Origin of the sequence: Bacteroides sp. HMSC067B03, from assembly GCF_001811315.1 — a bacterium.
In the GTDB taxonomy this organism is placed as follows: domain Bacteria; phylum Bacteroidota; class Bacteroidia; order Bacteroidales; family Bacteroidaceae; genus Bacteroides; species Bacteroides faecis.
This window is the reverse complement of record NZ_KV804357.1, coordinates 137571-160451: the sequence shown is the minus strand read 5'-3', so window position 1 is coordinate 160451 and position 22881 is coordinate 137571. Positions and strand designations below refer to the sequence as shown.

Genomic DNA, 22881 nt, shown 5'->3' with positions numbered 1-22881 from the left:
GTCTGTTCAGTTAAGAACAGACTTTCTTCTTTTTAGTTCCGTATCTCCTATAAATAAGAAAAACGCCTTCAAATATAAGCTTTCGCTAATAAGTTGAAGGCGTTAATCATCCTAACCAATACTTACACTTACCCTAAAAAAACTTCTTCCTCCTATTTATTCAAAACAATTGGCCGGTTAGCAGAAGCTTTGCCAAAGTTTTTATCCGGCTTTTTACCCATCTCGAACTTCAAGGTACTGCCGTTGATTATATCATTGTATGTAATATAACTTTTATGGTAAGGTTTGCCATTCAAGTAAACCTTCCGGATATAGATATTTTCTTCACTATTATTGGGAGCCTCTACTGTAAACACTTTGCCTCCACGCACTTTCACCTCTATCTTCTTAAAACGCGGGCTTCCGAAAGCAAATACACCGTCAGACGGGTTTACCTGATAGAATCCCATAGCCGAAAGAAGATACCAGGCAGACATTTGTCCACAATCTTCATTACCGATAATGCCATCCGGCCGGTCTGTATAGAAGTCACTCATGATGAAACGAACTTTTTCAGCCGTTTTCCACTGCTCACCGGCATAGGTGTAGAGATAGGCAATGTGATGGCTCGGCTCATTGCCGTGTGCATATTGTCCGATAAGACCGGTAATGTCGCTGGAAGCGCCTTCACCCATACTGTCATTGTTCGTAAAGAAACTGTCGAGCTTGGAAGTAAACGGTTTGTCACCGCCAAACAGGCTAATCAATCCATAAGGATCTTGCGGAGCAAAAAAAGTATATTGCCATCCGTTACCCTCGCAAAAATCACCGACTCCATGAATAGAACGTGCCGGATCATAAGGAGTACGCCAGGAACCATCCTCCAGTTTCGGACGAATGAAGTGGATAGAAGAATCGAAATAGTTCTTATAGTAATGAGCACGTTTTGAGAATGTTTCATAATCAGCCGTCTTTCCCATCTTTTGTGCCATAGCGGCAATTCCCCAGTCATCTACTGCATATTCCATAGCGATAGAAGTGGCTTCGTGAACTTTATCTGCAGGAATGTATCCTTTTGCCAGCACATAAGGAACTCCATTCTGCCTTTCATAAGTGGCTGTCGCTTTCATTGCTGTCAAGGCTTCTTCCGCATTAAATCCGGTAAATCCTTTCAGGTAAGCATCTGCAATCACCGGAACAGAGCTATACCCCGGCATACAATTTGTTTCACCGCTCATCAAAGGCCAGATAGGAAGTTTGTCCTGTTGCCTATAAATAGAAAGCATTGAATTGACTACATCGTCTACCAACTCGGGTTGGGTGATAGTCATCAGAGGATTCAGAGCACGATAGGTATCCCACAGGGAGAGAGTCGTATAGTTCGCCTTCTTCGGGTCTGTATAAATCATATCATTCATCCCCCGATACTCACCATTGACATCACAATACAGCGTCGGAGCGATCATCGTGTGATAGTGTGCGGTATAAAAGACACGTTTGGCAGCCTCGTCATCTGATTCTACGGTCATCTTTTCCAGTTGCTTGTTCCAACGTTCGCTGCTCATCTTCACTACTTTGTCGAAGTCCCAGTGAGAGAGTTCAGCTTGCAGGTTCATCGCTGCATTCTCACAACTGACGGAGGAAATAGCCACTTTAATCTTCACTTCCTTCACATGGCCGAAAGTCAGTACACTTTTCACCGATTCAACCTTCAGCTGGTCCCAGGGTTTGGGTGTATTATCATCATAAGCAGTAAATTTCTCTATCTTCTGATCGCTCTTCAGTACAAAGTATACCTTTCGGGACGGGCTCCATCCTCTGACATAGCGATAGCCTTCCACTGTATAATCATCCACTTTACGGATATAGCTATCATAAGCATTGGAACCGTTGCCTTCGCGCAGGTCAATCAGTATGGAAGCCGGTTTCCCTTCCGGATAGGTGTAACGGTGAAAGCCTACCCGGTCAGTAGCAGTCAGTTCGGCCTTGATATTGTACCTGTCCAAAAGTAAGGAATAATATTCCGGACGGGCTATCTCATTATCATGCGAATATTTCGACGCATATCCATCACGTATATCGTCCTGATTGCCTCTGGGAGTACGGATCTCATTGAGAGGCATAATCAGAATATCCCCCAGATCAGTACATCCCGTACCGCTTAAATGCGTATGTGAGAAACCAATCAGGATGCTGTCGGAATAATGATATCCCGAACACCAGTCCCAGCCTTTATGAATATTGTTAGGTCCGAGTTGTACCATACCATAAGGGACACTCGTACCGACAAATACGTGCCCGTGAAAACCGGAACCGATATAGGGATCGACATACTGTAGCAATCCCTCACTCTTTGAATAGTCCTGTTTCGCCACTCCGCTCGTTGTCATAGCCAAAAAACAGGAAGCAGCCATTAATAGTTTAAATGTGTTCATCTGTATCTTTCTTATTTAGTTAGAATTTCCAATTACATCGCAAAGGAAGGCGGAACGGCATCGTCTCCGGCAGCCCAGGCTTTATTCGGACGTTTACCCATCACAAATTCCAATACTCCACCCTTCATGAGGTCTTCGTGGCTGAACCATGACTGATCCCATACCTTTCCATTCAGCTTTGCCGACTGAATAAACTTATTTTCCGGTGAATAATTCCGGCACACGATCTGAAAAGTTTTTCCGTTACTCAACCGAATAGTCTGATTCTCAAATACCGGGCTTCCAATCACATACATCGGCAGACCGGGAGTAACCGGATAAAATCCCATCATCGAGAAGACGACGAACGAAGTCAATCCGCCTCCGTCTTCATCCCCGGGAATACCCATCAGATCATTGCGGAACCATTGCGTCAACAAGTTACGCACCCGCTTTTGAGTACGCCAAGGTTGTCCGGCATAATTATAAAGATAAGGAATGTGCATGGCAGGTTCATTTCCCATCGAGAACTGACCGACATTACCCGTATGGTCACCAAACTGATGATGAAAATCCGGTCGTCCTTTCCCTAAAGGAGTACTATACATTCGTTCCAGTTCTTCTACGAAACGCTCCTTTCCACCCATCATATTCACCAGATCGGCTACATTGTGAGGAAGATCCCACCGATACACCCAACCGTTATTTTCATCATACGCATCGCGTCCGCCTACTCCGCTGGAATAGCGATAATCAAATGGCTGGATAAAGTTTCCAAACGAATCTTTCGGATGGAAGAAACAGGTTTCTTTATTAAATATCTTGTGATAGTTCAGGCTTCGCTTCAAGAAATAGTCTGCCTCTTTTTTATCTCCCAAAGCTTGGGCGATATTTCCCAGACACCACTCGTCATACACTGTTCCCAGAGTAACCGCTGCCGGCTGTCGTCTTTCCCACGAATGCACTTCGGGCACTGTTTCTTGCTCACCTACGGCAAGTGCGGGAAAGTATCCATGGTCTTTATAGAACTGATCCAATACTCCGGCAGGTTTGGACGACCAGGGAGCCAGTGTTTTTTCAGTAATGGCAGCTTTACAGACTTGATAGGCTTTTGCCAGATCAAATGAGCGCATTCCCTTATTATACGCATCAAGCACCGTCGCCACACCATGATTGCAGTTCATACGACGGCTGTCACCATTGATTTCCGGGAAAGTAGGCATCCAGTTGGGTTGCATCTGATACGCCATGCGAATCAATGAATTTACCATATTGCTCTCCATTTCCGTTTCAATGATGAGACGCAACGGATGAGTGGCACGATAAGTATCCCAAATCCAGTCGTCTACATAGAAAGGAATGCCTTCGTCATCATGTACCTGCCCGTCATAAGCACTAAAATATCTGCCATCCTCAGAAATACAAATCATGCGTTCATACGTACGATAAAGAGAAGTATAAAATACTGTTTTCTCGTTTTCCGTACCTCCCTTTACAAAAATCTTTCCCAATGTCTCATTCCATACCGAACGTCCCTTATCGGCTACAGCCTGCAAGTTGTAGTTCTTGATCTCACGGCGCAAATTTTGTTTTGCCTGTTCGGAAGAAATAAATGATACACCATAGCGAAGCAGTACAGAGGCTGTTCCCTTCGGATATTCCAGTATATAATAAGCATTATGTCCTTGCGTAGACTTATCTGTAGTGCGAATAACTGCCCCCTGATGAGTACCGATCTTCAAAGGCTGTTGATCTGTTTCCAGATAAATATAAACTTGTGTATGGTTACCCAGTTTCTGATAACCGCTGATTGACTTTCCGTCTGTTTTTAATTCTCCGTTGCGAGTGTTAAAGATCAGATAAGCAGGCTTGTCTGTCTGCGAAAAGTCTATCTGATAAATACCGGACTGGTGGGAAGGAGCATACTGAACATACATCCCGTCATCATCCAGATCAACACTATAATAATAAGGCTTGATAACTTCATTGTCGTATCCATATTGTATAATGCTGCCTGCCTTTTGTAATTCTCCCTGATAAGGGCTCAGATTGAAAGCCGAACTTCCCCGGTGACTGGTCACTATCAGCGGTAGTCCGTTAATTGTATTTCCGGTAAAATTCTCCCGTTCGGGATATACACGCAACATACTGTTAGGCAAATGAACCGTCGGATAAGTGGGTACCAGCAAATGACTGATATTTCCGATATATGGATTTACATAATCAACCGGAGTTCTTTCCGGTGAAGAATACATTTTTGCCGTTAGAAACTGGAAAGGAATGAGGCATCCCAGTAACAGATATAGAATTTGCTTCATGGTATAATTTAATTAAATAAAAGTTTTTATGATGCAAATATAGAATCTATTCCGAAACTATCAGGCTGTCGCCAGAGTTTACCATAGGGATGGCAGGGATATTTACTCTTTTGGCAAAAGAAAAAGGACTTGTACTGGCTAAAGCAGTTCAAATCCTTTCCATAAATTTCCTTCGGGAAGAGGGGCCACAAGCTCTATCAGCTCTTTAGACACTGGATGGATGAATCGTACCTTCCGTGCATGCAGACAAATACTGCCATCTGGATTGGAACGTGGAGCGCCATATTTAAGGTCACCTTTAATGGGACATCCCATCTTTGCCAATTGGCAACGAATCTGGTGATGACGTCCGGTTTTCAAATCTACTTCAAGCAGATAATAATTCTCCGAATGTCCGATCAGCCGGTAATCTAAAATTGCTTTCTTACTGTTCGGCACTTCTTTATCATAAGCAAAACTCTTGTTCTGCTTCTCGTTACGTACCAAATAATGCACTAATTCATTTTCCGGCTCCTTGGGGGCATTCTTCACCACTGCCCAGTAGGTTTTCTTCACCTCACCGGAACGGAACATCTCGTTCAGTCGGGTGAGTGCCTTACTCGTTCTGGCAAAAATAACAAGACCGCTTACGGGGCGGTCCAACCGGTGTGTCACACCGAGGAAAACATTTCCGGGTTTCTGATACTTCTCTTTCAAATACTGTTTTACAGTCTCCGAAAGCGGTGTATCTCCCGTCTTGTCTGCCTGGACAATCTCGGAAGCGGTCTTGTTGACTACAATTATATGGTTGTCTTCGTATACAACAGTCATGCTGTTCGATTACATGTTCATACCACCATCTACCTGAATCACCTGCCCCGATACGTAAGAAGACATATCTGATGCCAGGAAGGTAGCGATGTTTGCCACATCTTCAGGAGTACCACCACGACGCAAAGGAATCTTCTTTGCCCATTCAGCTCTTACTTCGTCAGAAAGAGCCGCAGTCATATCTGTCAGGATGAATCCCGGAGCAATAGCGTTGGCACGGATACCACGAGAACCCAGTTCTTGCGCAATAGACTTAGCCAATGCAATCATACCAGCTTTGGAAGCAGCATAGTTAGCCTGTCCTGCATTACCGTGAACACCCACTACAGATGCCATGTTGATAATGCTACCAGCTTTCTGACGCATCATAACAGGTGTACAAGCGTGGATGAAGTTAAACGCAGACTTCAGGTTCACGTTGATTACCATATCCCATTGCTGTTCACTCATGCGCATCATCAGACCGTCACGGGTAATACCGGCATTGTTCACCAGAATATCGATACGTCCGAAGTCCTTATGGATTTCTTCTACGACCTTTGCAGTATCTTCAAAGTTGGCTGCATTCGAAGCATAGCCTTTGGCTTTTACTCCCATTGCTTCAAGTTCTTTAGCTGTATTTTCTGCATTTTCATCAATGACAAGGTCAGTAAATGCAATGTTTGCACCTTCGGCAGCAAACTTCAGAGCGATAGCCTTGCCAATACCACGAGCGGCACCAGTTACAATGGCTGTTTTTCCGTCTAATAATCCCATACTAAAAGTTATTTAATTAAATTTCTGTTCTATGCAGTGCGCCAAACACAATGTTGGACACATATTTATTTCTAGTTTCTTCGTCCAGATGAGCCCCTATATGACCGCGGATGTAAGGTACCTCAATCCCCTTTACGCAATAATGTATCAAATCGGCTGTCATTTCTACATCGTCAATGTGGAAGACACCCTTAGCCTGCCCCTCCAATAATACTGCTTTGAAAAGTTGTATTTCTTTCGCATCAAACTTCTTACGAACCTTTTCCACCCGCCATATATCACGGAAGAAATAGGCCCGCAAAGTTCCATTTCGGTAAACTACCTCTTTAACTGCATCCAGCCGGGTATAAATCATCTCCAGCATTTTCTTGTCCGGCGACATATCTCTTTCGGCCACCCGTTTCATCATATCCGACAAGATATCCAGTTCCGATTCTACAACAGCCAGATAAATTTCATCTTTACTTTTAAAATAGGTATAGAGTGTTCTTCTACCTTTTTTCGAAGCAAGAGCGATATCATTCATCGTAGTATTCTCCACCCCCATCTTTGCAAAGAGCTGGCGGGCAACGTCTACTAACTTGGCTTTCGTTTTTGATACGGTCATAGGTTATACTAATTGCACATTGCTGAATATTTTGAGCAAAAGTAATTCTTTTCTTGGAAATGCACAAATTGTTTGCAGGCATATTTGTAACAGGTTGGAAATAAGTTGCAATTACAGAGAATAACCTTTCAAGAACACAAATTAAGAACAGAATTTAAGAACCAATTTTAAGAACAAAGTTATGGGAAGGCAAATTTTCATTAACCAAATGCAATGCAATTTCAATTTAAGACAACCCAAAGCAAATAAACCAACCAATATATATTTGGTTGTATATCTCAATAACAAACAAGTAAAGCTCTCAACGGGAGTTAAAGTATATCCAGAACACTGGAATATAAGAAAACAACAAGCGTATGTCAACGCACGTTTGTCAAAATTAGACAACAATAATAATACTATAGCCAATGATAGATTATCAGAGCTAAAAGATATGTTCTTAGAATTTAAGCATTATCTTTGTGAACACCCTACTGATATTGATAACAGTATAACCATATTAAGAACACGCATATATAAAAATACAATGACTACAGAGATTAAGAAGAAGTCAGCAACGACTGTAATGAAAGAAATTATAGATGCTAAACAGGCAGCATCTAGTACTAAAGAACAACAAAAATTAAATGTTGGCAAATTTGAGAGGTATCTAAAAGAAAATAATATCTCTGACACTTGGGAATCCATGAATTTAAACACCTTTGAGGGCTATCAAAAATATTTAGTTGATAATGGAAGAGGTAGTGTAACAATAAGGAATATCATTCAGAATACTCTATTTCCGTTATTGAAGAAAGTTAGTAAAAGAGTGGATATTCCCTTCACGTGGTATGATAGCAACTTGAACAGCTTTGAATTTGTAAAAGATGAATCTAATAAAGAGCTAGCCAGTAATAAAAAAGTCACATTAACAGAAGAACAACTAAAACAATTATATGATTACCCAATAACAGGAACAGAATTACAAGTAAGAAAACGTACTGAAATAAGAGATTTATTCGTACTGCAATGTTTAGTTGGTCAGCGTGTTGGAGATATGCAGAAATTCTTCAATGGCGATAACGAAAAAGATGAAGAGGAAGATACAATATCTATAATACAGCAAAAGACAAAAGCAAGAGCTATAATACCATTAACCCCATTGGCAAAAGAAATCATATCTAAATATCAAAACACAGAACTGAAATATTATAAACCAAGCAACTCCAATCTAAATGCAGAGTTAAGAATAATTGCAGAAGAAGCAGGTTTAAATACTCCAGTCACTTTTGAGGATAAGGATGGCAAACAAGTAAAACCTTTATTTGAATTAGTCCATACCCATACGGCTAGACATACATTCATTACTATAATGTGTAGAAGGGATATTCCAAAAGAAACCATAATAATAGCAACAGGACATGAAGATACAAAGATGATTGATAAAGTATATTCCCATTTAAGCAATAAGGATAAAGCCCAAAAGGTATCTACCGCTTTTAAGAAAAAATTAGATGGTGATATTTTTAGTATGGGCAAGGTGGAGACAAATTCTCTCAATGAAGTAAAGCCTACGAACGATGTAACTAATAATATCACCTTCGATACTCTGTTAGACACTCAATTTTTTGCATCTAAAATCAATAAGGCTGTTGAACTACAATCACAGGTAGGTCATTTGAAAAATGGGAAACTGTGTAGCTATGACAATGAAATCACGTCCCTTATAAGCGAGATAGAAAAATTCTCCCAATCTTCCACTCCTGATTCTGATGTGGCAAAACAATATGTGAAACAGTTATCTGTTGGGAAGCAGTCAGATTTGTATGACAGTTTTAGAGAAATGATTATCAAGTGTGTTAAGATTGGTATCAGTAAGGATGCAATTATGCAGTTTATCAATAAGGCTTTGGAAATAGGCTTGTTGGATAATGAAAGATTCACCAATATAAAAGAAATCACTACAGCCTTATTGGATAAAAGAAACAAGGGCTGACAAGTTTTTTAGGAAATCAAGGCTTCTGGTAAGCCTGAACATCATATTCTCCCCGAACAGCTACGGCTATGGGGAGAATTTTTGCATTATCGCATCCTCAACTCAAATATTCCACAATTTCGACTTGTTGTTTGGTGATGCGGTCGGGACTTTATACCTTTGCAATGTGATTGAAAGTCAGAAATGACCGAGTTTCTCGTCACCCAGATTCACCACTACAAACCTAAATCTACTTCAAATGAAAGAACTGACCTACGCAGACATTCGTAAAGTGGCACTAGAGCACGGTATCAAGGACACAAGGCTGCACATTGGACTTTGGGCTACTGACCGATACATCAAAAAGCGCAAAATGGTTCAAGGCAAGACCTACACAATCTACCTACCGCATCATAAACAGGAACAGGAATGATTTTTTAGTTCTAACCCTGTTGCCAAGCTAACATAATAAGAGGTGTTTTCTTCATAAAACTTTTAAACTAAAGTTTTAAAAGACGCTTCCGCCATAAACGATATAATACAAGACATAACATTTAGATTGCTTGACTATGCTAAGTCAGCGGTAAAGTAATAGGCGTAGTAATACGCTTATTATTTTATTCTTATGGACGAGTTTTTCTTCAAAGCGTCCCTATATAGGAAGAAAAAAATAACCCTACTTAAACTTAATCTAAAGTCAGATATTTCAAATACACAGATTACAATTTTATAAATCTAAGTTAATCTAAACACAATGAAACAAGAAATCATTAATGGTGGCAATGCCCGATATTTGGGCGAATTAGAAAGATTTAAAGATGGTATTCCTTTTGGCATCGTAAACAAGACAAAGACAGATGTAGGTGGCACTTATGTGGCTGCAAATTGCAGTAGCAACTATATTATCGTATGTCCGTTCAAGGACTTGGTGGATAGCATAGCAGCAGATAAGAATAACAGGTATGAAGTATTCAAATGTTATGGTGGTGTAAGAGAATACCAGTTCAGGAAATATATCAAAAACAATACCACATATAAGATAGCTGTGACCTATGACAGTCTGCCCAAATTAATTGGATGGTTGAGCAGTACAGAAGGGTGGAAAGTCTTGGTAGATGAATACCATTTAATCTTGGAAGACATGGATTTCAGATATGATGCAATTAACGGCTTGATGGAAGAAATACAGAAGTTCAGGCATTATTCTTTTCTGTCTGCCACTCCAATTGACCTTGACTTTGAGATAGATTTCCTGAAACAGCTTCCACATTACAAAGTCCAATGGAATGGAGTGACGAAAATAACCCCTATCAGATACAAGGTCACGCAATTAACCAAAGGACTGGCTAGATTCATACAGATATTTTTGGATGAAGGCATATCACTCCCAGACATAAACGGCAATGTCAGCAAAGTGGAAGAACTATATATTTTTATCAATTCTGTGACCAGTATCAAGCAGATAGCAGATACGTTGAAGCTGAATCCAAATGATGTAAAAATATGCTGTGCTGACAGGATTAGAAATAACAAACTGTTGGGCGAATACCAGATTGAATCAGTCAGTAGTCCCAATAAGAAGATTAATTTCTTTACAAAGAAATGCTTTCAGGGATGCAACCTTTTCACCAATAACGGGCTGATAATAGTAGCCAGTGACGCATACAGAACACAGACTTTGGTGGATATAAGTACTACTATGGAACAGATAGCAGGCAGAATCAGAATCAATGATGAATACCAGAACATCTTTAGGAATGTAATAGTCCATCTGTTCTCCACCAATAAGAATGTTATAAGCGATGAAGAGTTTGAAATGGTGATGCAGGATAAGGAGAAGGAAGCTGACAAGTTACTAAGCGGATGGAGCAAGTTGGATAAGGAAGAGAGACAGACCTATATTAAGAGGATGAGCCTAGACACTGAACTGGTCTCCATCATTAATGGCAGGATGGTGTATAACAATCTGAAAAAACAATCCTTCATTTATAAGCAGGCACTAAGGAAGACATACAAGGATGGAATCAGCATCAGGGACAGTTTTATGCAATCAGAGAAATTTGAGCTTACCAACCAGAATAAATGGAAAGATTTCAACATAAAACTGGCAAAGGCTATGACTGTCAGTTATGAGCAATTACTAAAAGATTATCTGGATTCCCCTTCTGAATCTTATGAACAGGAATATCCAGAATTTCCACTAATCAAAAGATATTTGAAGGAATCTGAAATGAATACTCTTAGATGGAACAGGGAGAAGATGCTAAAAGCTGTAGAGGACAAGAAACAAGTTGATAAAGTTTTCTTGGCTATATATCAACCTGGCTTTATCAGCAATAAGGATTTGAAAAGCAAATTGAAGGATGAGTTTGGCAGATTGGGAATCAAGTTATCCCCCAAAGCTACCCTGATAGAGAATTGTACTCTCTATAATGTGGAGAAGGCAAGCAGGAAGATAGATGGAAAAACTGTTAGTGGCTATGAACTTGGCAAGATGATATTTACCTTTGAATAAGAATCTACCAATATGACAGAACAGGACAAGAATAAAGCTCCAAACCATTAATCAGGTTTGGGGCTTTTTATGTATATCCCCCACCCAAGAATATAGGTACCTGAAATTCATCCCCCCCCCTTTTATTGAGGAAGTGTTTTTTATTTAGAGTTTATGCTTTGATAAAGTGAAATATTTAATCTATTAATCCCCTAAAATAACAATTCATACTTATTTTTAGTGATTTGGAGATAAGTGCAAGAGAAATTTAACAGACGAATGAATATTCTTACCGTTTTCTTTAGCAGGTTGCCATTGGGGCATATTGAGTAGTGTATATAATAAAATAGAATCATTATGCGAATGTTGAACTACGTCTATTAACGTAGTTTGTTTAACAAATCCCAAACTATCAATCTTTACACAAATTTTGTATGTATATCGTTCCATTTCATCCTGTAAACACAAGTTCTTACCTAAATAGTCTATTACAGATAAGTATTCCTCTGTTTGAAAAAACGCAGGTGTAAATATATTCCCTAAAGCAACAGGAGAGCTTATTTTCTTTGTTGTACATGACAGGATTGATACAATAACTATCAATTGTAATCCTAATATCCAGAATCTTTTACCCGTTAATTCCATATATTATATCGTTTTTGGATATAGTAACAACACCCACATATTAATACAGCAGATAGCAATGTATTAAAAATATTCATTGTTGTAAACATGAGCCATGTCATTGCATCCCCACAGTCATAGACTTCTATTTGCATTAAACATGTGAACAAAATGTTTATGGAGAAAAATGTAAGTAAAGCCAACTTCCACCAAGAATTACCTTTGTAAAATAACCATGCAATAATACTACCCAATAAGTATGAGCATAGATAGGTTGGAATAACAGAACCCTCTATCAGCCAAGTAATTTCCATGAATGAAAGAGGATGAAGTAACATCGCAATTATACAACAAAGTAATATTATACCCTCATACTTCCAGATATTTTTATCAGTTAGTTTCATAGCCTTAAGATTCTTTTAGCCCCAAATACAAGAATAATTATTGGAAATATGGAACACAAGCACCAATAAAGAAGTCCGTTTGCAAATAACATAAATAAATTTCCATAGGGATTGGGATATACAACCCTTAGTATCATGTCGATAGTACAATATATAATGGTGGAGAACAAGAAAACGTAACAGAGCAGTTTCCAAACACCATTATTTTTATAAACTTTCCAAGCTATTATACTACCTAGTAAGCAACTTAATGTATAGAATACAACAATGCTTGGTATTTGTGAAATACATATACCAAAATTCAAAGCATACAAATATGAAGATAAGATACCGCATATTAACATTATGCCTTCAAACCACCACAATCTTTTGTCTGTTAGTTTCATTTATTGCTTTCCCTTATGTAATAAGAACTCATTTAATATCTAACACACAAATATAGTACATTTATTGGAAAAGAACTAAGCCAAACTGTTCTAAATCAAAATAAAAAACACAGTACTTATTGGGGCATATAGATAGAATACCTACTATTATTCCCCTCTCTTTAATTTTAGAAAATCCATTTTATTGAGATACTATGCTTTGATAAAATGGATTTATTAGTCAGACAGTGAGCATGAGGTATATATTATGCACTCTATAGCGGTGTAACTACTCTACACCCCCATACCAATCATTAGGAAAAATGAAAGGATAACATGAATTGCCATTCAGCCCACAAACCTTTTGAACTTCTTAAATGTGCGGACTTATCAACGATTTGTATATGTCTACATATAAAGATGCACAAAGATAAGTGATAAGAAAGAACTTCATGTTAAGCCCTCATTTTGTCCTTAAATACACTATTTACTAATCTATTATTATGCGTATGGAGAATTTAAAGATTTTATTGACGTTTGGAATAATTCTAATTGTGCCAATAGTCTTAGTGCCACAGTTCTTTATTGGATTATTAATACTGATTGTGGCTTGCTTAGCTTTCAGACAGAGGAATTTCTAATATTAACTTAATAAATTACAGATTATGGAATCAACATTACAGATTATGCCAGTACAAAGAACTAGTAGAAACTTTGGTGAATATGCAGAAGAAGCGGTAATAATTGAAGAGCCAATTATTAAGCAGAAACGACCTCTATTCATTGAAGCCAATACGATTGAAGCCAGTTTGGAACATCTAAGGAATGATTGTATTATACCCGTATTCGCAAAGGACAACGAAGCTACATTATCTCATGTGGCTTTCATTGAAGCGGTACAGGATGCAACCAATACATTCTTTAGCGGTGAACAAATTGAATCGCCAGATATTCGTGTTTCTCATGTAATCAAAGGTAGGATTCCCGAAGCAATACATAAGCCAGCCAATCAGTTATTAGAAAGTGATAAGACTATCTATTACGAGAGGTGCGCTTTTGTTATTGAAGTTCCTACTATCTATGAGACAGTACACGGTAACAGGCTAACACTTACTATTGGCGGTGTCAGAGCTTACAACCATACCAATCTTTATTCAAAGAAAGGCGCGGAGCGGTTTAAAGTGTTTATTGGCTTTACTTGTAAGGTTTGTACAAATCTATGTGTATCTACGGACGGTTATCTTAGTTGCTTGGAAGTTACCAATACAAGGGATTTATATCAAGCGGTATTGGAAATGTTCCACAAATACGATGCAGCCAAACACATACATTTGATGCAGTCTTTAGGCAATACCAGTATGACGGAGCATCAGTTTTGCCAACTACTTGGAAGAATGAGACTTTATCAATCACTACCGCAAGGCTATCAGAAAGATATACCTAAAATGTTGCTTACTGATACACAGGTTAACAATGTGGCTAAAGCGTATATCAATGACGAGAACTTTGGCAGCTTGGGAAATGATTTGTCTATGTGGAAGTTCTACAACTTGCTCACAGGTGCAAATAAGAGCAGCTATATAGATTCATTCTTGGATAGAGCCTATAATGCTACAGAACTTGCAACGGGTATATGTTCCGCTTTACATGGTGATGACAAGTATCAATGGTTTCTTAGTTAGTGGTATTTGAGAATACATAGGATTGTCAAATACTCAATATCTGAAACTATGAGGAGTTTGTTTTATCTACTTGCTGTGATTGCTACGTTCTTTGTAAGTGTGCTATTATATCCAGTTATGATAATTGGATATATTCTATTGATTGGCTATTGTCTTACTAAGAGATGATAGTACTACTGAAAGGGTATCTATATACTATATATAGGTACTCTTTCTCTATTATTAGCCAGTAGTATAATATTCACTTCTGTTATTAGTGAATGTTTAGTTAATAATCAGCAAGTTAGATATTCCAACTAAAAAATAATATTCACTTTTATTAGTTTCACTATAAAACAGAACGTTATGTCACTTAAATATTCAAGTACAACAGCAGATTATCTGCAATGGAGCGAAGCGATGAACTTAGTAAGAAAGTTGGCAAGGGATAGTAATTATAAGATGTCACTTCTTATCGCTTTGGGTTGCTTCACAGGTCTAAGAATTTCTGATATTCTTGCTTTGAGGTGGAATCAGATATTAGATACGGAAGAATTTACCATTACAGAGATTAAGACAGGGAAGCAAAGGACAATTAGGATTAATATGCAGCTACAGCAACATATTAGAGATTGTTATGAGCATATAAATCCAGTTGGCATAAATGCACCTGTATTGATAAGTCAGAAGGGAACAGTGTACACAGTTCAAAGAATCAATGTCATGCTGAAAGAGATTAAGAAAAAATACAGGCTACAAATAGGCAATTTTTCGTGTCATTCTCTTAGAAAGACTTTTGGCAGACAGGTTTATAATATGAACAGTGATAATTCAGAGCTTGCACTTGTTAAGCTCATGGAGCTATTCAATCATTCCAGTGTATCAATTACTAAGAGATACTTGGGATTAAGGCAAGAGGAATTATTAAATACTTATGACTGTCTTAGTTTTTAACACACAGGTTTAGTTATAATACAAACGCTTTTCGTATATTTGTGCCGTTCCAGTAATGGAATAACATATTTATTTAACGAAAGGCGTTTTGCATTATCCTTGTTCCAGAATTTCGCCAAAATTTTACACTACGAGGATATGCACAACGCCCATGCTTGGCTATATACCTGCTATTTAGCAGAATATCATAGTCTAGGTGTGGGCAACTTGTGTGTATTTGTAGTGTGGGTGTTTGGCGATACCTTGGAACAGATATGCTGATAGTTCCCACACCTTTTTTGTATGTAGTAGCCAACTATAGGGAACAGGTTGGCAAGATTAAATTTATATCAATTATGAGAACATTGAGATTAATTGGAACGACCTTGTTAATGGTTGTGTTGTGTTTGAACTTTACCGCTTGTAGCGATGACGATGATGACATTGATGTAAGCCAGTTAGAGGGAACTTGGGGATTAGTGCGTAGTGCAGGATGGGAAAGCTGCAACGAAGAAACCGAAAGAGAAGAATGGGATTATACTTGCGACCCTTACAATCCCGATAATGGTGATGGTGAGTGCGAGAAACTAGTTATCAAAAAACTAACAGACAACACTTATTCTGTAGCTGCATATTACTATTATGGTTCAAAATGGCAAATGGACGGAAGTAGCCAAACATTAACCTTAAATGGTAACACATTAACGGTGAGCCAAACCAATGGAGATTATGGTTATTTTGATTCTTATGCCAATCTCATTATTGAATCTTTAACAGCAGAAAAGTTGGCGATTCGTGTTAAATATGACAATGTGCAAACCAGTCAGCCAACTGACCCTGATTATAATCCTAATCATCGTGACAGTGCAGACTTTACAGAAACATTTACCAAAATGGAATAGATACCATTATCAATCAATAAAGGTAGCACTTGGAGTAAAATTCATCTGCTACCTTTAATTTTACAGGAATATTTTTTAGTAAAAGAACGTATTGTCAACAATTACAGAGAGTAAGTGCAGACTTATGATTATCTGACCTTTAGATACAAAAGTGAGGATTTTATACTTGTATTGATATTTAGTCTAAATTGAGGTTCATTAAGAATAAACGCTTCTTATATAGTAATATAAATAAAAATTTCTATCTTTGTCACATCAATTAAATATCTGTACGACAAATACTATAATGAAAGTGTTTAGTATCTTCCTGTTATAAGGTTTCAATGCAGTTCTACCCAAACAGGGATATGGTTTGGAATCTATACAAGAACTGATGGGAAGACTAATTGCTCCACACTTTCTTTTACGAATATATTACTGCCATTATAGGAGTGAAATGGCTATTATTATTTATTGGTTATGATGAAAAAGGCGACATTCTTTTTCTTGGTTATTGCAACGCTGACTACCACATTTTACAGTTGCAAGACAAACACTGATGATTTATGGGACAGCATCCACCAACTGGATGGAAGGGTTACTTCATTGGAAGAATTATGCAAACAGATGAATGGCAATATCAGTTCCTTGCAGAAACTGGTACAGGCATTACAAGACAACAACAGTATAACCAAAATTACTCCAATCAAGGAAGGGGAGAAAGTCATAGGCTATACAATCTCATTCACCAAAGGCGAGCCAATTACCATCTATCATGGCGAAAAAGGTGACAAAGGAGAGCAGGGCGATAAAGGAGAAACTGGGGACAAAGGAGATACGGGTGCTAATGGTAAAGATGGTAGTACTCCTATTATTGCTGTAAGACAATATACTGATGGTATATACTACTGGACGTTAAATGGAGACTGGCTTAGAGATAATTCTGGTAATATGATTAAAGCAGAAGGTAAAGATGGTGCTGATGGTGAGCAAGGGGAAGAAGGGAAAGCAGGCATTACTCCCCAATTAAAAATAGAAGATGGTTATTGGTGGGTTTCTTATGGGGAAGAATCTGGTTGGATTCAGTTAGATAAAGTTGTTGCTGATAATGGAGAGACCATTTTCAAAGAAGTGACACAAGACGATGATTATGTATACTTTACTCTTAAAAATGAGACTGTAATAACTATTCAGAAATACAGGAAATTATCTATAACGTTCAAAGAAGGAGATGATTTGAAATTTGATGTAGATGAAACTAAAGTTGTTCATTATACTATAAAAAGTGAAAGCAACAAAAGCGTAATTAAGGTTGAAATGCTAAATAATGATGGTTGCTACTCATTACATACTGATATAACGAATACTACTTCTGGTACAATCACTATTAAAGCCAGTGTACCTACTACCAATCAAGTGATAGTAAGCGTTTCCAATGGGGAAGTTACTATAATGGTTGCAATTAATGTATCCTTAAAACCTGCATTGGAAGAAAATACAATAAGGGTATCAGAAGCAGGTACATTAGCTAAGATATTAGAAGGTTATGATAAAAATTCTATCACAACATTAAAAGTTATAGGTTCAATTAATGATAATGATATTGTTGCTTTACGCATTTTACCTAAACTCTCAAATTTAGATTTAGAGGATGTATATTTGACTAGTTTGCCTAGACATGCTTTTTCTCAAAATAAGACATTAACTTCTATAAAACTTCCCAAAACTTTAAAAGAAATAGGGAGCTATGCTTTCAATCAATTGTAAACTAACAGGAAATCTCATAATACCAACAGGAGTTACGACAATTGAAATGTGTGCGTTTGCTGAATGCAATAAATTGACAGGAAATCTAATAATACCAGAAGGAGTTATATCAGTTGGCGAATTAGCCTTTTCAAATACTTATTATGTTGATGGTGGTAGTTTGACTATTCCCGCAAGTATTAAAATAATAGGTAATTCTGCATTTCCTAGCGATTTATCTCCTGTATATTGTAAAGCTGTAACTCCGCCTGATATTGATTCAGGCTCTTTCTCAAATTATTCCAAACTATATGTTCCTTTAAATTGTGCTGAAATCTATAGAAACGCTAGTGGTTGGAATAAATTTGAAAGTATTGAAGAAGTTGAATTTTAAAATATATAATTTATGTGTGATTCAAATACTTGTGACCAGATTTGTAAAAAGCAGATTGCTTATGAAAAGTCTATTGATGCCTATCAGTTCCATGTACAACGTTATCATACATGGGTTAACTATTATGCAATTTTCGTTGGTGCTTTGTTTGTAGCATTTTACACTGTTGTTTCACAATTAGAAAATATCCGTTGCAATCCTTGTTGTGATAGTGGAACATTTTTTAGTATGTGGCTACCACTTCTGATTATGACTTTAGGATGGTTTACTTCTATGTGTTGGTTAGCTAGTATTATCGGGCATTATAAATGGATGAATAGTTGGATACTTATCGTGAAAGAGAGAGAGAAATCATTCTTTGGAACATCCCCAAATCAACAAGCCGTTGGTTCACTGAATTCATCTGAAATATTTGTATATGGGAAAGTTATGGAATACAAAAATAAGGCGGCTAATAATGAAGGCAATAACGATACTAATAACAACTCTAATAATGAAACCAATAACAGTACTAATAATGAGTTCGGCATGCTTCCTAAGTTTATCTCAACTCAGAAAGTAACCCAATGGTTTGTGTGGAGCGTTATTTTAGCATGGATAGCAAGTTCTTATTTCTTTTGCTGCATTACCCCTTTTATCTATTTGTTTTTTACGATTATAATTAGCATCTTCCTTTACAAAAAAACTTGTAAATGGTATTCCTCTAGTATTTAGTAATTTGTTACAAGCTAAATAAGAAGAAAGGCAGCATTTGAAGTAACATTCACTTGCTGCCTTTATTTTTACAGAAGGGTGCAAATTAATGCCCCTCATACACGCTCTTTATTATTTTATCCTATTTATTGAGTATGCTTACAATAGGAACAGTCTTATCAAAACCTGCCTTTGTTGAGTATTTGAATGTCCCAATCTGTTTTGCACATTTTCCTTCAGAAACTTTGATAACTTGGTCGTCATAATACGATTTGCCATCCTTACATAACAACAAAACAGTTACCCCTGTTGGAACAGACATATCCCACTCTATTTTTACCTCATTAGCTAAAGCATCACCTGAATCAAGAACTTGAAAGACCTCAAAAGAATTTTCACTAATGCAATCCCCTTCTTTCTCAAAGAATGTCATTCCATTATTTGAAGATTCTCCATTTGACGAATTTCCAATAAGTGCAGCAATAACAAGCATTAAAATAGCACCTATAACAACGCCTGCAATAAATATTAATACCTTTTTCATAATCTAATTATAAATCTTCACCATTTGCCCTATTGTATTCATTATCATAGTACATTGCAATGTAATATTTCCCTGCAAATTCTTCAATTCTAAACCAAACAGGCTTTTTGAGCATCATATCCAATACAAAAGAAGTAGATGTTTCATAAATATCTTTTTTAATTTCTTCTGTTGGATTAGCCAATTGCTCTTCTGTATATTTGACTAAAAGAGCTGCTCTCAATTTATTTGCAGTCTCAACAGAATCAACAACAAGAGGAGCTTGATAAAAAAGAGCATCATACTTTTTTGAATGTACAGACATTTCATAGGATATATCTTCGTCTTCTGATATAGTATAATCTTGTAATGAAAGGTATTTAGAATTTTTTTTAAATTGCTCACAGAGCCTATTAAATCTTATCCTAATCCCCCCTTCATCTATGGAATTAGCATCACAAACCATTATTCGACAAACCTTATTGTTGTTTGTGGCAATATGTATATTGACATCCGTACCATTAAACTCACCAACTAGAATTTCCTTATTGTGTTGACTACTCGTATAACCTTTAGCTTTTAATTTCTGAATCATTTCAGATTTACTTCCGTCAACTGGAATACCTAAAAATTTAGTAACGTCTTGTTGCGCATAAACAAATAATGAAGATATGAGCAACATTGTAATTGATAGTAGTTTTTTCATATTATCAAAATTTACCGTTCTCCAGTTTCTACAAGAACATCAATACTATACATCGAAACGTGAAACTGTAATGCTATCTTTGCCCTTTTGAATAATTTCCCACATTTTGCAACAAGGCAGCACAACGCTTCTACTTTACTAATTCAATTACAAATATAATAATTCTTAATTATACAAATAATATCTTTTGCCTAAAAAAACTTAGATTTAATAGATGCATTAATATATGAACGAATAAAAAGGGTACAAATTAATTGCACCCTTAAAAACAGATTCAACTAATTATCTATTATACAAGAAGGCGGCATTTGAGCTATCTATCAAATGTCGCCTTTTTAATTCATCTTCTTCTCTTCTTAACTAATTTATGCTTATCCTTCTTAGCTGAATTTGAGAAAAGCATTTCTAACATTTCCCTTGTGATAGGTAAATATGTAACCTCTGTTAATCTAGTTTCTCTAATCTCTTGTGGTAAATAATGAATTGTGTTATTCTTCTTTGGCGTCACTTGCATATTTGTGTAAAAATAAATAGATTAGTAATTGATTTATCTATAACAAAGGTACTGATAAGAATCAGGTAAATCTAATACAAGATATACATTCTGGATTATTGGAGTATATGTGCGTATATCTCCAAAGGAATTTGGGTTGAGATAGCAAGCAAAGCAATTCTTGTAACTGGTTCATGCCAGATATTTATGATTTTATTTTTTATACCTGTGAGATATGATGAAACTAAGTCATTGATAAGGTGGTAAGTGAAATTTCATTTGCTACCTTATTTTTTATAATACAGTGGACTGGAATATTGGATAAATTTGTTTCTTTGCAGTCATTGATTTTAAAAGATAATACCATGAATGAATATGTAGAATATTATAAGGAACACTGTTTGAATATCCTAAAAGGTAAAGTAAAAACTTCTAAAGGGGAAGTGGTTGAGATACAAGGAGAAATAATATTAAATGATATTGGTGAGATTGATTATGAACAAGCTGTAGCTCTTGCACAATCCATAACAATTGGTGAGGAAGGAAAACATCTATCAGAAAATGTATTTGCAAATGATACTACCTTGCAAGCAACTAAAGGGAATTTAAATGTAAGAAAGCTGTGGAGACTATCAGTTCTATTGTATGCTATGGTAGCCAAATATCCTGTAGTGAAAATTGTACCATCACTTATAGATGAATATTTAAAGTTATACCGTCTCTTCACCCTTACTCAAAATAATGTCAATGTATCAGCTATTGAATTTAAATGTACAATAGATGGCAAAGCAAATAATGTCACTATAAAGAACGAAGAATTATTGAAAAAAGTGCTCCTTTCATACTTGAATATGCAGAATGATATTATTACTCCAGAAACTTTGCAAAGCTATACCAGTAACGGAATAGTTCCTATTGATAGTTTGATTGATAAATCAGTCTACAAGAGAACACTAGACTATTATTTTGCAACAGAGTTAGAATACTTCTTGACCAGTTATTTGGATGGTAGATTTACTGATAAAGAAAAAGAACTAATCCAACAAGTATTATATTTGTTTGGATTTTATAAAACTACTGCCATAAATGGTACAGCCAGATATAGAAAGCTAATGAGTGACGGCAAAAAATTATTAATAGATAAGCCTTTAGTTACAATAAATGGAAAGATTATGCCTTTTACTATCATATCCAATCCAGAAATAACAAAATTGAGATATGAATACCTAAAGTACATAAATTCGTGTGAAAATTGAGGATGATTCTAACATTCACATATAGCCATTTACAACTCCTTACCTTTGCCACCATAAAATCACTGGTGTGCTAGATACCAAAATAAATCCCAAGGGCATGGGTACAAAAATGGCAAAAGAAAAAGAATTAGCACTTCAAGTTTTAACACTAGCAGTGCTAGCAAGTAAGGGAATCAAGATAGCTAGACTATCAGGTAATCGCAACTTTGACGAAAAGGTGGTTAAAGCCAAAATGAAGTCCATGAAGGCAAATGGAATGTTAGTTCCTGCTATCATAGTGGATGCAACGAAGGTTATAGAAGCCGGATTGGAAATTGTAGATTTTGAAACGGGAGAAATCATTAGCGCAGCTGATGCAGCCCGGTACGTTGTGTTAGTGGATGCAAACCACCGTTACAAAGGTCATCTAAATCTTCTGGAAGCTAACAAGGACTTAAAAGATGAAGAGAAGTACAAAGGTGAGTTCTATCTTATCTATGCTTTGAATGAAGAAATTGCAGTCTCGAGAATGTTTTCGGAGATTAACATTTGTACAAATCCTTGGAAGGGGGGCGACTTTCCTAAGGGAGCTAAAATGGCGTGCAAAGAGGAGCTTCCGCTACTTGATTTTATCGTGGAGCTTACCGAAGAAGGTTATCCATTACCCACTGCTTCCAAATGGGGAACGTTTAAAGCGGGTATTACTAAAGAGGTAATGGCAGATGCAATGGCGGGTAAGATAAGTGATAAATTGCGGAAAACTAATGGATTGGAAAGGGGGAGAAGATTATTAAAAGCAGTAGCAGAACACCTCTCTAAAGAGATTCTCAAAAGTAGAATTCTCATTGATTGGATTATCTATCAGTACGATGAAGCAGACGATGACCAAAA

19 protein-coding genes are annotated in these 22881 nt (G+C 36.9%); 11 read left to right on the top strand and 8 right to left on the bottom strand.

Going from position 1 to position 22881, the window contains the following annotated elements:
* Nucleotides 1–152: 152 nt before the first annotated feature.
* From HMPREF2794_RS12570 to HMPREF2794_RS12550, 5 genes are all read right to left on the bottom strand, one after another.
* Nucleotides 153–2414 (bottom strand): GH92 family glycosyl hydrolase, encoded by a 2262-nt coding sequence (locus HMPREF2794_RS12570; protein ID WP_070751620.1) that lies wholly within the window; start codon nt 2412–2414, stop codon nt 153–155.
* Between the two features lie 32 nt (nt 2415–2446).
* Nucleotides 2447–4711, bottom strand: a complete 2265-nt coding sequence (locus HMPREF2794_RS12565; RefSeq protein WP_010536419.1) for a GH92 family glycosyl hydrolase — start codon at nt 4709–4711, stop codon at nt 2447–2449.
* A gap of 138 nt (nt 4712–4849) precedes the next feature.
* Complete coding sequence (locus HMPREF2794_RS12560) at nt 4850–5521, bottom strand: RluA family pseudouridine synthase (RefSeq protein WP_010536418.1); 672 nt, start codon at nt 5519–5521, stop codon at nt 4850–4852.
* Between the two features lie 9 nt (nt 5522–5530).
* On the bottom strand, nt 5531–6277 hold the full coding sequence (gene fabG / locus HMPREF2794_RS12555) for a 3-oxoacyl-[acyl-carrier-protein] reductase (RefSeq protein ID WP_010536417.1): 747 nt from the start codon (nt 6275–6277) through the stop codon (nt 5531–5533).
* Between the two features lie 16 nt (nt 6278–6293).
* The gene (locus HMPREF2794_RS12550; RefSeq protein ID WP_010536416.1) at nt 6294–6884 is read right to left on the bottom strand and encodes a TetR/AcrR family transcriptional regulator; all 591 of its coding nucleotides are present in this window, start codon (nt 6882–6884) and stop codon (nt 6294–6296) included.
* A gap of 181 nt (nt 6885–7065) precedes the next feature.
* On the opposite strand from HMPREF2794_RS12550, the gene HMPREF2794_RS12545 reads away from it, so the two are divergent.
* From HMPREF2794_RS12545 to HMPREF2794_RS12540, 3 genes are all read left to right on the top strand, one after another.
* Nucleotides 7066–8859 (top strand): site-specific integrase, encoded by a 1794-nt coding sequence (locus HMPREF2794_RS12545; protein WP_070751619.1) that lies wholly within the window; start codon nt 7066–7068, stop codon nt 8857–8859.
* A 238-nt stretch (nt 8860–9097) separates the two neighbouring features.
* Nucleotides 9098–9271, top strand: coding sequence for a hypothetical protein (locus tag HMPREF2794_RS28960; RefSeq protein WP_004321017.1), 174 nt, complete (start codon nt 9098–9100; stop codon nt 9269–9271).
* A 321-nt stretch (nt 9272–9592) separates the two neighbouring features.
* Complete coding sequence (locus HMPREF2794_RS12540) at nt 9593–11353, top strand: DEAD/DEAH box helicase family protein (RefSeq protein ID WP_070751618.1); 1761 nt, start codon at nt 9593–9595, stop codon at nt 11351–11353.
* Nucleotides 11354–11569: 216 nt separating this feature from the next.
* Here the strand turns inward: HMPREF2794_RS12540 and HMPREF2794_RS12535 are convergent, their stop codons facing one another.
* Nucleotides 11570–11977 carry a hypothetical protein gene (locus HMPREF2794_RS12535; protein ID WP_070751617.1) on the bottom strand — a complete coding sequence of 136 codons (408 nt, stop codon included), beginning with the start codon at nt 11975–11977 and terminating at the stop codon, nt 11570–11572.
* Nucleotides 11978–13390: 1413 nt separating this feature from the next.
* Here HMPREF2794_RS12535 and HMPREF2794_RS12525 point away from each other — a divergent pair.
* From HMPREF2794_RS12525 to HMPREF2794_RS12500, 6 genes are all read left to right on the top strand, one after another.
* Entirely contained in the window at nt 13391–14407 is a 1017-nt protein-coding gene (locus HMPREF2794_RS12525) for a DUF3871 family protein (RefSeq protein ID WP_004323047.1), read from the top strand.
* A gap of 345 nt (nt 14408–14752) precedes the next feature.
* Nucleotides 14753–15340 carry a tyrosine-type recombinase/integrase gene (locus tag HMPREF2794_RS12520; protein WP_070751616.1) on the top strand — a complete coding sequence of 196 codons (588 nt, stop codon included), beginning with the start codon at nt 14753–14755 and terminating at the stop codon, nt 15338–15340.
* A 335-nt stretch (nt 15341–15675) separates the two neighbouring features.
* The gene (locus HMPREF2794_RS12515; protein WP_070751638.1) at nt 15676–16221 is read left to right on the top strand and encodes a lipocalin family protein; all 546 of its coding nucleotides are present in this window, start codon (nt 15676–15678) and stop codon (nt 16219–16221) included.
* Nucleotides 16222–16680: 459 nt separating this feature from the next.
* A complete protein-coding gene (locus HMPREF2794_RS12510; protein ID WP_083312072.1) occupies nt 16681–17967 on the top strand; it encodes a PL29 family lyase N-terminal domain-containing protein in 1287 nt (428 codons plus the stop codon).
* Complete coding sequence (locus HMPREF2794_RS29555) at nt 17948–18340, top strand: leucine-rich repeat protein (RefSeq protein ID WP_070751614.1); 393 nt, start codon at nt 17948–17950, stop codon at nt 18338–18340. The genes HMPREF2794_RS12510 and HMPREF2794_RS29555 overlap by 20 nt, the downstream gene beginning before the upstream one ends.
* 12 nt (nt 18341–18352) lie before the next feature.
* On the top strand, nt 18353–19054 hold the full coding sequence (locus HMPREF2794_RS12500; RefSeq protein ID WP_070751613.1) for a RipA family octameric membrane protein: 702 nt from the start codon (nt 18353–18355) through the stop codon (nt 19052–19054).
* Between the two features lie 121 nt (nt 19055–19175).
* Here HMPREF2794_RS12500 and HMPREF2794_RS12495 read toward each other — a convergent pair whose 3' ends face one another.
* Both HMPREF2794_RS12495 and HMPREF2794_RS12490 read right to left on the bottom strand, forming a co-directional pair.
* On the bottom strand, nt 19176–19577 hold the full coding sequence (locus tag HMPREF2794_RS12495) for a hypothetical protein (protein WP_070751612.1): 402 nt from the start codon (nt 19575–19577) through the stop codon (nt 19176–19178).
* Between the two features lie 7 nt (nt 19578–19584).
* Complete coding sequence (locus HMPREF2794_RS12490) at nt 19585–20262, bottom strand: hypothetical protein (protein WP_070751611.1); 678 nt, start codon at nt 20260–20262, stop codon at nt 19585–19587.
* Between the two features lie 858 nt (nt 20263–21120).
* Here HMPREF2794_RS12490 and HMPREF2794_RS12485 point away from each other — a divergent pair.
* Together HMPREF2794_RS12485 and HMPREF2794_RS12480 are read left to right on the top strand one after the other, a co-directional pair.
* A complete protein-coding gene (locus HMPREF2794_RS12485; protein WP_083312071.1) occupies nt 21121–22011 on the top strand; it encodes a hypothetical protein in 891 nt (296 codons plus the stop codon).
* A 67-nt stretch (nt 22012–22078) separates the two neighbouring features.
* Nucleotides 22079–22881: hypothetical protein (locus tag HMPREF2794_RS12480; protein ID WP_210403599.1), on the top strand; the 803-nt coding region annotated here is incomplete at its 3' end.